Source organism: Pseudomonas sp. UBA4194, assembly GCF_002379585.1.
Lineage (GTDB): Bacteria > Pseudomonadota > Gammaproteobacteria > Pseudomonadales > Pseudomonadaceae > Aquipseudomonas.
Genome location: NZ_DFUE01000088.1, coordinates 14,416 through 27,019, shown reverse-complemented (window position 1 = coordinate 27,019; position 12,604 = coordinate 14,416). Strand labels below are relative to the sequence as shown.

At 64.0% G+C, this 12,604-nt stretch carries 10 protein-coding genes and 1 riboswitch; of the genes, 1 reads left to right on the top strand and 9 read right to left on the bottom strand.

All coding sequences use genetic code 11. From position 1 onward, the window contains the following. Positions 1–3 precede the first annotated feature (3 nt). Positions 4–2,628: an alanine--tRNA ligase gene (gene alaS / locus B3397_RS21690; protein WP_296253927.1), complete on the bottom strand. Its 2,625-nt coding sequence runs from the start codon at positions 2,626–2,628 to the stop codon at positions 4–6. A gap of 145 nt (positions 2,629–2,773) precedes the next feature. Further along, complete coding sequence (ltaE, locus tag B3397_RS21685; protein WP_296253926.1) at positions 2,774–3,778, bottom strand: low-specificity L-threonine aldolase; 1,005 nt, start codon at positions 3,776–3,778, stop codon at positions 2,774–2,776. A 146-nt stretch (positions 3,779–3,924) separates the two neighbouring features. Next, positions 3,925–4,084: riboswitch (FMN riboswitch) on the top strand. 108 nt (positions 4,085–4,192) lie between these two features. Between ltaE and B3397_RS21680 the strand changes: the two genes are divergently transcribed. Then, positions 4,193–4,699: a 6,7-dimethyl-8-ribityllumazine synthase gene (locus B3397_RS21680; RefSeq protein ID WP_296253923.1), complete on the top strand. Its 507-nt coding sequence runs from the start codon at positions 4,193–4,195 to the stop codon at positions 4,697–4,699. Between the two features lie 193 nt (positions 4,700–4,892). Here B3397_RS21680 and astE read toward each other — a convergent pair whose 3' ends face one another. The 7 genes from astE to B3397_RS21645 all read right to left on the bottom strand — a co-directional run bounded on the left by astE (position 4,893) and on the right by B3397_RS21645 (position 12,487). After that, a complete protein-coding gene (astE, locus tag B3397_RS21675; protein WP_296253921.1) occupies positions 4,893–5,885 on the bottom strand; it encodes a succinylglutamate desuccinylase in 993 nt (330 codons plus the stop codon). A gap of 27 nt (positions 5,886–5,912) precedes the next feature. Then, complete coding sequence (locus B3397_RS21670; RefSeq protein ID WP_296253918.1) at positions 5,913–6,203, bottom strand: topoisomerase II; 291 nt, start codon at positions 6,201–6,203, stop codon at positions 5,913–5,915. A 21-nt stretch (positions 6,204–6,224) separates the two neighbouring features. After that, positions 6,225–7,568, bottom strand: a complete 1,344-nt coding sequence (gene astB / locus B3397_RS21665; RefSeq protein ID WP_296253915.1) for an N-succinylarginine dihydrolase — start codon at positions 7,566–7,568, stop codon at positions 6,225–6,227. A gap of 37 nt (positions 7,569–7,605) precedes the next feature. Further along, positions 7,606–9,072 carry a succinylglutamate-semialdehyde dehydrogenase gene (astD, locus tag B3397_RS21660; protein WP_296253913.1) on the bottom strand — a complete coding sequence of 489 codons (1,467 nt, stop codon included), beginning with the start codon at positions 9,070–9,072 and terminating at the stop codon, positions 7,606–7,608. Further along, positions 9,069–10,097 (bottom strand): arginine N-succinyltransferase, encoded by a 1,029-nt coding sequence (astA, locus tag B3397_RS21655; protein WP_296253911.1) that lies wholly within the window; start codon positions 10,095–10,097, stop codon positions 9,069–9,071. Before astA ends, astD begins: the two co-directional genes overlap by 4 nt. 75 nt (positions 10,098–10,172) lie before the next feature. Further along, positions 10,173–11,201, bottom strand: coding sequence for an arginine/ornithine succinyltransferase subunit alpha (gene aruF, locus B3397_RS21650; protein ID WP_296253908.1), 1,029 nt, complete (start codon positions 11,199–11,201; stop codon positions 10,173–10,175). A gap of 65 nt (positions 11,202–11,266) precedes the next feature. Beyond that, on the bottom strand, positions 11,267–12,487 hold the full coding sequence (locus B3397_RS21645; protein WP_296253906.1) for an aspartate aminotransferase family protein: 1,221 nt from the start codon (positions 12,485–12,487) through the stop codon (positions 11,267–11,269). Positions 12,488–12,604: the final 117 nt, after the last annotated feature.

Genomic DNA, 12,604 nt, shown 5'->3' with positions numbered 1-12,604 from the left:
GAATCAGATCGCTTGTTCGACAAACGGCACGGTCAGCGCCAAGGCACTTTCCAGTGCGCCGGCATCGACGCCGCCGCCCTGGGCCATGTCCGGACGACCGCCGCCCTTGCCGCCTACCGCCGCAGCGGCCTGCTTCATCAGGTCACCGGCCTTGAGCCTGGTGGTCAATTCCTTGGTGACACCCGCCACCAGCACCACCTTGTCTTCGTGCACGCCGCCGAGCAGGATCACGCCCTGGCCCAGCTTGTTCTTCAACTGGTCGACCAGCGCCAGCAACGCCTTGCCGTCCTGACCGTCGATACGCGCGGCCAGCACCTTCACGCCCTTGACGTCGACAGCCGAAGCCGACAGGTCGTCGCCGGCGGCACTGGCCGCCTTGGCCTGCAACTGCTCCAGCTGCTTTTCCAGGGCGCGGTTGCGCTCGAGTACCGCCGAGAGCTTGTCGATCAGGTTATCGCGACTGCCCTTGACCAACTGCGCGGCTTCCTTGAGCTGCTCTTCGGCCTGGTTCAGATAGCTCAACGCCGTAGCGCCGGTGACCGCCTCGATGCGGCGCACGCCGGAGGCCACGCCGCCTTCGCTAGTGATTTTCAGCAGGCCGATGTCACCGGTGCGCTTGGCGTGGATACCGCCGCACAGCTCCACCGAGAAATCACCGCCCATGGTCAGCACGCGCACCGTGTCGCCATACTTCTCGCCGAACAGCGCCATGGCGCCCTTCTCGCGGGCCTGGTCGATGGGCATCTCTTCGGTCAACACCGGGGTGTTCTTGCGAATCTCGGCGTTGACGATGTCTTCCAGCGCCTTGATCTGCTCAGGCTTGATCGACTCGAAGTGGCTGAAGTCGAAACGCAGGCGCTGGCTGTCCACCAACGAGCCCTTCTGCTGCACGTGATCGCCCAGCACCTGACGCAGCGCGGCGTGCAGCAGGTGAGTGGCCGAATGGTTCAGCGCGGTCGCTTGCTGCAGGGTCTCGTCGACCACGGCACTGACTTCGGCGCCCACAGCCAGGTCGCTCAGTACCGCCACACCGTGATGCAGGAACGCGCCGCCGGTCTTGGTGGTGTCGCGCACATCGAAGCGCGAGCCACCGGCCAGCAGGTAGCCACGGTCACCGACCTGGCCACCGGATTCGCCATAGAAAGGCGTCTGGTCGAGGATCACTACGCCCTCTTCGCCTTCTTTCAGCACGTCTACCGCAGCGCCATCCTTATAGATGGCCACGACCTTGCCGTTGCCATGGTTGGCGTCGTAGCCCATGAATACGGTGGGTACGTCGACCTTGATCAGGCTGTTGTAATCCAGGCCGAACGAGCTGGCGGAACGGGCGCGTTCGCGCTGCGCGTTCATTTCCCGTTCGAAGCCGGCTTCGTCCAGGGTCAGTTCGCGTTCACGGGCGATGTCGCCGGTGAGGTCCATGGGGAAGCCATAGGTGTCATACAGCTTGAACACCACGTCGCCCGGGACCACGCTGCCCTTGAGTTCGGCCAGATCCTGTTCGAGGATCTTCAGGCCCTGCTCCAGGGTCTTGGCGAACTGCTCTTCTTCGGCCTTGAGCACGCGCTCGATGTGCGCCTGCTGAGCCTTGAGCTCGGGGAAGGCTTCGCCCATCTCGGCCACCAGGGCAGCCACGATCTGGTAGAAGAAGCTGCCCTTGGCGCCCAGCTTGTTGCCGTGGCGGCAAGCGCGGCGAATGATGCGGCGCAGCACGTAGCCACGGCCCTCGTTGGACGGCAGCACACCATCGGCAATCAGGAAACCGCAGGAACGAATGTGGTCGGCAACGACCTTGAGCGAGGCCTGGCCTTCGTTGGCGCAGCCGATGGCCTTGGCCGAAGCGTCCAGCAGGCTTTGGAACAGGTCGATCTCGTAGTTCGAGTTGACGTGCTGCAGTACCGCGCTCACGCGCTCCAGGCCCATGCCGGTGTCCACCGACGGTGCTGGCAGCGGGTGCAACACGCCATCGGCGGTGCGGTTGAACTGCATGAACACGTTGTTCCAGATCTCGATGTAGCGGTCGCCATCTTCTTCCGGCGAGCCGGGCGGGCCACCCCAGATGTCGGCGCCGTGGTCGTAGAAGATCTCGGTGCAAGGGCCACACGGGCCGGTGTCACCCATGGTCCAGAAGTTGTCGGAGGCGTACGGCGCGCCCTTGTTGTCGCCAATACGCACCATGCGCTCGGCCGGCACGCCGATTTCCCGGGTCCAGATGGCGTAGGCTTCGTCGTCACTGGCGTAGACCGTCACCCACAGCTTTTCCTTGGGCAGGTTCAGCCATTTGTCCGAGGTCAGGAAGGTCCAGGCGTAGGTGATGGCGTCGCGCTTGAAATAATCACCGAAGCTGAAGTTGCCCAGCATCTCGAAAAACGTGTGGTGACGCGCGGTATAACCGACGTTTTCCAGGTCGTTGTGCTTGCCGCCGGCGCGCACGCACTTCTGGCTGCTGACGGCACGGGTGTAGGCGCGCTTCTCCTGACCCAGGAAGCAGTCCTTGAACTGGTTCATCCCCGCGTTGGTGAACAGCAGGGTCGGGTCGTTGCCCGGGATCAGGGAGCTGGAGGCGACTCGGGTATGGCCTTGCTCCTCGAAGAAGCGAAGGAAGGCTTCACGGATTTCTGCGCTTTTCATAGGTTCTTCCACGACAGGCTGCGGCCAGAGGCCAGTGCGCACGTCAAACTGACGATACGACGGCAAAGGGCCGCATTATATAGGCCCTGCGGCCTGGGTACAGTGTGTTTATACGATTGATCGACTCAATTGGACAGCAAACGGCCTACTGGCGGGCGAAATCGGCAAATACGCCGACGACCTGCTCGATCTGTGCGCTGGAAACATCCAGATGGGTGACCATGCGCAACCGCGGCGCGGCACTCAAGACCACGCCGCGCTCGGCCGCGAAGGCTTTGCAGGCGGTGGCGCGCTGGTCCAGTTGCACATAGACCATATTGGTCTGCACCGGATCCACGACGTAGCCCAGGGCCGTGAGCCCATCGGCCAGTTGCGCGGCATTGCGATGATCTTCGGCCAGGCGCGCCACCTGGTGCTCCAGGGCATACAGCCCGGCTGCGGCGAGGATGCCGGCCTGGCGCATGCCGCCGCCGACCATCTTGCGCAAGCGCCGCGCCTTGGCGATGTACGCCCGACTGCCAAGCAGCACCGAACCCACCGGGGCGCCGAGCCCTTTGGACAGGCACACCGACACCGAGTCGAAGTGCTGGGTGATCTCCTTGGCATCGACGCCCAGCTTGACCGCGGCGTTGTACAGCCGCGCGCCATCCAGATGCAGCTCCAGACCGCGCTCACGGGTGAAGCGACGGGCCTGGGCCAGGTAGCTCAAGGGCAGCACCTTGCCTTGCATGGTGTTTTCCAGCGCCAGCAGGCGGGTGCGGGCGAAGTGGAAGTCGTCGGGCTTGATGGCCGCCTCTACCTGCGCCAGATCCAGGCTGCCATCGGCCTGGAACTCCAGTGGCTGGGGCTGGATCGAGCCCAATACGGCGGCGCCACCTCCCTCGTATTTATAGGTGTGGGCCTGCTGCCCCACGATGTACTCCTCGCCCCGCTCGCAGTGCGCCATCAAGCCCAGCAGGTTGCTCATGGTGCCGCTGGGCACGAACAGCCCCGCCGCAAAGCCCAGACGCGCAGCGAGTTCGGCTTCCAGACGGTTGACCGTCGGGTCCTCACCGTAGACGTCATCGCCGGTGGGTGCTGCGTGCATGGCGGCAAGCATACCGGGGGTAGGCTGGGTGACGGTGTCGCTGCGCAGGTCGATAACGGACATGGGGGCCTCAGAGGTCGGAGTCAGACTCTATTACTGCGGATTGCGGGCTGCTGAATCAAGAGTAACAGCTCGAAACAATTACTAAGCCTGCTATTCACTTGTGCCGGAAATATGTTACAAAACCCTCGCTGCCCCCCATGGGCGGCACACGTTCTCAGGGCGGGGTGCAACTCCCCACCGGCGGTAATGACGCGCAATGCGTCTAGCCCGCGAGCGCTTGCCGGGTTGGCAACAGCCTTGCAAGGTCAGCAGACCCGGTGTGATTCCGGGGCCGACGGTCATAGTCCGGATGAAGAGAGAACGGGATTGCGACACCTATACAAGGCCAACGCAGGGCCGTGCCACGCGCACGCACCCCAGATCCCATTCGATCCACATGCCCTGTTTTTTTTCTTGAAACAGGAGTCAACGTAGATGCAACCCACCGCAATCGACAGCAAGAGCCATACCTACGAGCGTATCGCCTTCGTTCAGGCCTGCTGGCACAAGGATATTGTTGATCAGAGCCGTAAAGGCTTCGTCGAAGAGATGGCCGCGCAGGGCTACCAGGAAAGTGATATCGACTTCTATGAGGTTGGTGGCGCCTTCGAGATTCCGCTGCACGCCAAGCTGCTGGCCAAGACCGGTCGCTATGCGGCCGTGGTCGGCGCCGCCCTGGTGGTGGATGGTGGCATCTACCGCCACGAGTTCGTCGCCCAATCGGTGGTCAGCGCCCTGATGCAGGTGCAGCTGGAAACCGAAGTGCCGGTGTTCTCGGTGGTTCTGACGCCGCACCACTTCCACGATGGCGAACAACATCACACGTATTTCTTCAATCATTTCCTGCACAAGGGTGCCGAAGCGGCGCGGACCGTGGCTGACACCGTGCAGAAGGTGCGTGGGTTGCGTCGGTTGCAGGTGCAGCAGAAGGTGGCGGTTTAACAGCGGCGGCGGGGTTGGGGATTTGTGGTGGATGGTCCCCTCACCCCAGCCCTCCCGGGCCGCCGTATCGCCCTGAGGGAGAGGGAGCTAAAAGCGGAGCGCGGTGGGGCGGCTGTCGATGTTCGGCTCCCTCTCCCTCAGGGAGAGGGCTGGGGTGAGGGGACCATTCACCGCCGATCCCCAAGACAGCCCCCTACCCCGCCGGCACTATCACAATCCCCGCCCTCAACCCATTGGCCACCCGTGGATTGGGAAAGATGATCCGCGCCCCCTGCTCCTCCACCACGAACCGCCGTCCATCGCTGTCCTCAGCCAGCAGATAGCCCTCTTCCAGCTCGGAAAAATTCTCCACATCGTCACGCAGATACAGGCGAAATGCATCGCTGTACTTGATCACTTCTCGCGCCACGTTGAACACCGCCATCTGGGTCAGCGCCTCATCGGCAGCCGGTTCAGTGCCTTCGATGATGTGTTGCAGCCGGACGTGCAAACGGCTCAGATCCACCTCGGCGTTCTGCCCGAATGGCCGCGCCTTGCCCAGCTCCAGGGTAAAGGCCTCGGCGCCCAGTTGCTCGTAGGTAAAGGCGCTGAAGGTGATGGATGAGCGGTTCTGCAGCAGCACCGCCTGCATGCCCGCCGCCTGCAGGCGGGCCAGTTCGGCACGGCTGTGCGCCCGGTCTGGATGGAACGGGTACAGGGCAAACTGTTCGATCTTCGAGCCGCGGATCGCCGTGTGCAGGTCATAGTGCAGGCGCGTGCGCCCCATCACACTGAAGAACGCCGTCGCCAACCGTTCCAGCTCGCAGGCGCGCAACGCTTCACGTCCGCTGGACAGCGCGTGGCGCCCATTGAACAGGCGGTTGACGTCCTGCTCGACGTAGCGCACGCCACGACGAATAGCGTCAGGGTTGCCGAACAGAAACAGGATACGTGCCCGCGGCTTGAGGTGGCCGCGGGCAATCTGATGAATCAATTCGTCGAGCAGCTCGATGGGCGCAGTTTCGTTGCCGTGGATGCCGGCTGAAAGAAGCAGGTCCAGGCCAGTGTCCGAGCCTTCGGGTGGGCGCACTTCCAGTGCGCCCTCGCCCAACCAACGCAGGCGTACGCCGCTAACGGTCATTTGCGTCTGCTGCGCGGGCTCTCGGCCAGCGAGCGTCAATTCAAGCAGTTTGCCGAGGGCCAGCATAGGCAGCGTCCTTGAGCGAGTGTTGCCTTAGTGGTTGCAGTCCGGACCATGCACGTGGCCGTCTTCTTCATCGGCGCCAGCGTCGGCCGGTTCCATCTCCAGCTGCAGGCTGACCAGGTTTGTGGCCAACGGGCGCAGCAGCAGGTTGGCGTACTCGGCGTCGCCTTCCTCGACGTCGACGCCGATCAGCAACTGGCCACGACCATCGTGCTGAATCCACACTTCCTTGCCCTGCCAGACCACGCAGAAGCGCGTGCAAGAGGTTTCCAGCTGAGTGCCGTCGGTGTCTTCAAGGATCAATCGCAGGGCGTCGGACATAATCGTATTCTCACAAGTCGTTTAAAGTTGGAACGGGTACACCGAGCCCAATGCCAGGATCTGGCTCAGTTCATCCAGTGCCGTGCGGCATTCGATGAGTAATTGCGGGTCCGCCAGGTCGGTTTCGGCCAAGCGGTCGCGGTAATGCTTGTCGACCCACAGGGTCAGGGTGTCATACAGCTTGGGGGTGAGGATCACGGCGGGGTTCACCGCCGCCAGCTCGTCGTGCCTGAGCGCCACACGCAGGCGCAGGCAAGCCGGCCCGCCGCCATTCTGCATGCTTTGCTTGAGGTCGAACACCTTCACTTCACCGATCGGGCCCGCCTGGGTGGTCAGGCCTTCCAGATACGCCCACACCCGCGGATTGGCCCGGCACTCCTCTGGCACTACCAGCAACATCGAACCATCGGCGCGGCTCAGCAGTTGGCTGTTGAACAGGTAAGTGCGTACGGCGTCTTCCACCGCCACCTCGGCGCGGGGTACGCACACGGCCTGAAACCGGCCGCCACGGCGGGCCAGCTTGGCCTGCAACTGGGCCATCACCGCATCACTGTCGAGAAAGGCGTCCTGGTGATGGAACAGCAACTCGCCGTTGCCGACGGCGATCACGTCATTGTGGAACACGCCCTGGTCGATCACCGTCGGATTCTGCTGGGCCAGCACCACGCCGTCTTCGCTCAGCCCGTGCAAGCGCACGACCGCCTGGGACGCTTCCAGGGTCTGGCGCGCCGGGTATTTCTGCGGGGCTGGAACGCGGGCGTCGAAGGCGCTGCGGCCGTACACGAAAAACTCCACGCCCGGCTCGCCGTAGTCACGGCAAAAGCGCGTGTGATTGGCCGCGCCTTCGTCGCCGAACTGCGCCACCGCCGGCAGGGCCGCGTGGTGGGCAAAGTGCTGTTCGCTGGCGAACATCGCCTGCAGCACGCGGCTGGTGGTGGGATGTTCGATGCTGCGGTGAAACTTGCAGTTCAGGTTGGCAGCAGTGAAATGCACGCGACCGTCGGCGGTGTCGGCGCTCGGGCTCACGGTGGCGGCATTGGCCACCCACATGCTCGACGCCGAGCAACTGGCGACCAGCAGCGGCATCGCTTGCCTGGCCGCGCGCTCGATCACCTGGGCGTCGCTGCCGCTGAAACCGAGCTGGCGCAGCGCGGCGACGTCCGGGCGTTCCTGCGGGGCCAGGACGCCTTGGGTAAAGCCCAGCTCCATCAGCGCTTTCATCTTGGCCAGGCCCTGACGCGCCGCTTCGCGAGGGTTCGAGCCCTGCTGGCTATTGCTCTGCGAGGCTACGTTGCCGTACGACAAGCCGCCGTAGTTGTGGGTCGGTCCCACCAGACCATCAAAGTTCACTTCACAGGATTTCATCGGCTCGGCTCCGCGGATCTGGTTGTTATGCATTGCGTTACAGCGTGATGCCAGGGCTGAGGCTAGCGGGCAAGGTCACGGTGGGCGCCTCCAGCGAGGCCACCGGGTAGGCACAATAGTCCGCCGCGTAATAGGCGCTGGCGCGATGGTTGCCCGAAGCGCCGACACCGCCGAAGGGCGCGGTGCTCGCGGCACCGGTCAGTTGCTTGTTCCAGTTGACGATACCGGCCCGGCTGCGCAGCCAGAACTGCTGGTAGCGCTGCTCGGAGTCGGACAACAGCCCTGCGGCCAAGCCATAGCGGGTGTTGTTGGCTTCGTCGATGGCGGCGTCGAAATCGCTGTAGCGCAGCACTTGCAGCAAAGGCCCGAACAGCTCTTCGTCGCTGCGCTCGGGCATGGCGGTGACGTCGATCAGCCCGGGCGTCAGCAGCGCGGCATCGGCCCGCGGCTGGGCCATGGTGAGCAGGCTGACCGCGCCGTTGGCGAGCATCTGCTGCTGTGCAGCGAGCAGTGCCCGGGCTGCCTCCAGCGAAATGACCGCACCCATGAAAGGCGCCGGCTGACGGTCGAACTCGCCCACTTCCAGGGCCGCACACACTTGCACCAGGCGCTCGAGCAGGCGATCGCCCCATGGGCCTTCGGGTACGAGCAGACGCCGCGCACAGGTGCAGCGTTGGCCAGCGGAAATGAATGCCGACTGAATAATGGTGTACACCGCTGCATCGACATCCTCGACCTGCTCCACCAGCAGCGGGTTGTTGCCACCCATTTCCAAAGCCAGGATCTTGTCGGGACGCCCGGAAAATTGCTGATGCAAGGCGTTGCCGGTGCGGCTGGAACCGGTGAAGAACAGCCCATCCAGACCGCTGTGGGCAGCCAGGGCAATGCCGGTGTCCCGCGCGCCCTGCAGGAGGTTGAGCACGCCAGCAGGCAGCCCCGCCTCGTTCCAGCACTCAAGGGTCAGCTCGGCGACCCTGGGCGTCAGCTCGCTGGGTTTGAACAGCACGCAGTTGCCGGCCAACAGGGCCGGAACGATATGTCCATTGGGCAAGTGACCGGGGAAATTGTAGGGGCCGAATACCGCTACCACACCGTGCGGCTTGTGCCGCAGCACCGCCGTGGCGTCGGCCATCGGGCCGCTCTTCTCGCCCGTGCGCTCCCGGTAGCTCTGTACCGAAATGGCAACCTTGTTGGCCATGCTGGTGATTTCGGTGGCCGCTTCCCAGAGCGGCTTGCCGGTTTCCTCGCCAATGCAGCGCGCCAGCTCGTCGGCGCGAGCCTTGAGCCTGGCGGCAAAGGCTTCCAATACGGAGATACGCGCTTCCAGGGGTTGGCTGGCCCAAGCGGGGAAAGCCTTGCGCGCAGCCTGCACGGCCTGATCGACCTGCTCGCTGCTGGCCGCAGCACCTTGCCAGACGATGGCCTGACCGACCGGGTTCAGTGAGGTGAAAGTAGGCCCCAGGCCTTGGGTCCACTGCCCATCGATGTACAAGCTGCTCATCACAGCACCTCCCGCGCTGGGGGCGCCAGGGGCACCGCGCGCACCTGATCACCGGCGTTGAGCTGCAGGCGCTTGGCGGTCAGCGGGTCGACCACCAGCGTGCCCGAGGCAAAGCGCGCAGGCGCGGCAGTGATGCGGCACTCCTCGCGCTTGCGGTTATGGATGAGAAACGGTGGGGCGTCGTCCCCCGGGGTGCCAATGGCCAGCACCAGCGTCTGGCTGTCGTGCACTGCACGGATCTTGCTGGTTTCACACTCCACGGCCGGGCCGGCATCGAAAATGTCGACGTAGCCCTGATAGCGAAAGCCCTCGGCCTTGAGCATGGTGAGCGCCGGTTCGGTGTCGGGATGCACCTGGCCGATGACACTGCGCGCCGCTTCCGACAGGAAGCAGCTGTACAGGGGAAACTTGGGCATCAGCTCAGCGATGAAAGCCCGGTTGCCAACACCGGTCAGGTAGTCGGCCTGGCTGAACTCCATCTTGAAGAAGTGCCGGCCCAGGCTTTCCCAGAACGGCGAACGGCCATTGGCGTCGGAAATACCGCGCATCTCGGCGATGACCTTGCGGCCGAACAACTGGGGGAATTCGGCGATGAACAGCAACCGCGCCTTGGCCAGCAGGCGACCATTGAGCCCCTTGCGATAGCCGTCGCGCAGGAACAGCGAGCACAGCTCCGAGTTGCCGGTCAGGTCGTTGGCCAGGAACAGCGTCGGGATTTCCCGATAGATGTTCAGCTCCTGAGAGGCGCTGACGGTAAGACCCACCCGGTAGTTGTACCAAGGCTCGCGCTGGCCCACGGCGCCGGCGATGGCCGAGATGCCCACCACCTGAGCGTCGTCGTCTTCGAGGACGAATAGATAATCGGTGTCGCCGCGCTGGGCTTCGCCACGGAAGGTCTTCTCCGCCCAGCCGACCCGATGCGCCAGGCGCTCTTCGTTGGCCGGCAAAGTGGTCAGGCCGGTGCCGGTGCTGCGCGCCAGCTCGATCAGCGCGGGTAGGTCGCTGCTGCGTACGGGACGAACGATCATGCTTTCTCCTCGAGCGGCGACCCTGTGGCCACCGCGGCTCTTGCTGCCAGGCTTGGGGACCTGGCTATCCTGCTGTCAAACCGCAACCAGACGCACACTGGCGCCCTCGCCCACACCCAACGCTTCGGCCGCGGCCAGGCTCAGGCTCACCGGCTTGCCGGGCACCCAATCCAATTCCAGCAACGCCGCGCGGTAGTCCTGCAGCAGGCCATTGGACACCAGGTATTGGCGCCCGCCGGCCATGCGTTGCTCGACACCAGTGTCCAGCTTCACCGGCACCACTCGACTCTGGGCAATGGAGCGAATGCCCGAAACCCGCGCATGCAAGGTCGGGCCGCCGTCGAAGATGTCGATGTAATGATCGGTTTCGAAACCCTCGCGCATTAGGATGTCGAAGGTGATCTGCGCCCGAGGATGCACCTGGCCCATGGCCTCCTGTGCTTCATCCGGCAACAACGGGACGTAGATCGGATAATGCGGCATCAGCTCGGCCAGAAAGGTGCGGCTCTTGATCCCGCACAGACGTTCGGCCTCGGCGTAGTTGAGGTCGAAGAAGTTGCGGCCGATGGCGTCCCAGAACGGCGAGTCGCCGTTCTCGTCGCTGTGACCGACGATCTCGGTCACCACCGAGTCCGCGAAGCGTTCCGGGTGGTTGGCCATGAACAGCAACCGGCCTCGCGAGTTGAGCTCGGACCACGGGCTGCCGACCAGCTCGGGCACGACGTAGAAGCTGGTCAGAAGGCTGTTGCCGGTCAGGTCGTGACACTGCGACAGCACGTGAATCTTGTTGTGGATCTTCAGCTCGCGCGAGGCATGCACGAAGGTCTCGTTGCGAAAGCTGTAGAAGGGTTCCGAATAGCCTGCCGAGGCAACGATGGCCGAGCAGCCCACCAGTTGCCCCGCGGCGAGGTCCTCGAGGACGAAGAAATAGCTTTCTTCGCCATTGAAGCTGACCTCTGCGGCGAACGAGGCCTCGGACTTGGCGATCTTGTCGCTCAGGCGACCGGCGTCGTCCGGCAGAGAGGTGACACCGATAGGGCTGTCGGCGGCCAGGCGTTGAACCTCGGCCAGGTCAGCCATTTGCGCAGGGCGCATCACCAGCATGGTGTCACTCCTTGAATAGGTGAGCGACGCAGGGCGTGGATGCCTGCGCCGCGAGACAGGCCCGATCAGGCCTGGGTCAGTTGCGCCACGGCGCGCTCGAAACGGTCCAGACCGGCATCGATGTCGGCATCTTCGACCACCAGGCTCGGGGCGAAGCGCACCACGTCGGGCCCGGCCTGCAGGATCATCAGGTCATGCTGCTCGGCGGCATTGAAGAAGTCCTTGGCGCGGCCTTTCCAGGCATCGCTCAGGACGCAGCCGATCAGCAGGCCCATGCCGCGCACTTCACTGAATACACCATAGCGCTGGCCGATCTGCTCCAGGCGGGTCTTGAACCGTTGGTGCTTGGCTTTGACCCCGGCCAGCACTTCTGGGGTATTGATCACATCCACCACGGCTTCGGCCACGGCGCAGGCCAATGGGTTGCCGCCGTAAGTGGTGCCATGCACACCGACCGCAAAGTGCTTGGCCAGGGCATCGGTGGTGAGCATGGCGCCGATGGGGAAACCGCCGCCCAGGCTCTTGGCGCTGGAGAGGATGTCCGGCGTCACGCCGTAGTGCATGTAGGTAAACAGCTCGCCGCTGCGGCCCATGCCGCTCTGCACTTCGTCGAACACCAGCAGTGCGTTGAACTGGTCGCACAGGGCGCGCGCGCCTTCCAGGTAAGCCTGGTCGGCCGGCAAGACGCCGCCTTCACCCTGGATGGGCTCGAGCACCACGGCGCAGGTCTTGTCCGAGATGGCAGCCTTCAGGGCTTCCAGATCGTTGTACGGCACGTGGGTGATGCCGGTGATCTTCGGGCCGAAACCGTCGGAATATTTCGGCTGGCCGCCCACGCTGACAGTGAACAGGGTACGACCGTGGAAGCTGTTGGTGGCGGCGATGATTTCGTACTTGTCCGCACCGAAATTATCGTGGGCCACGCGCCGCGCCAGCTTGAACGCGGCTTCGTTGGCCTCGGCGCCGGAGTTGCAGAAGAACACCCGGTCGGCAAAGGTGGCGTCGACCAGTTTCCTGGCCAGGCGCAGGGTCGGTTCGTTGGTGAATACGTTGGACACGTGCCACAGCTTGTTGGCCTGCTCGGTCAGCGCGCTGACCAGCGCCGGGTGAGCGTGGCCCAGCACGTTGACGGCGATGCCACCGGAGAAATCGATGAGCTCGCGACCGGCCTGATCCCAGACCCGAGAGCCTGCACCGCGCACGGGAATGAACCCGGCCGGGGCATAGTTGGGGACCATCACCTGGTCGAAATCGGCACGTTGCACGGGGGCTTGCTCAACGGACATCGGAGTCTCCTGTCAAGGAACGCTCGCCGCAAAAATGGGCAAGCGATGGGGGATTGTAAGGATTGGGCCACGCCCGGCATTGCCGCCAAGCGACAACTTGTTATAGCGCCAAACCGG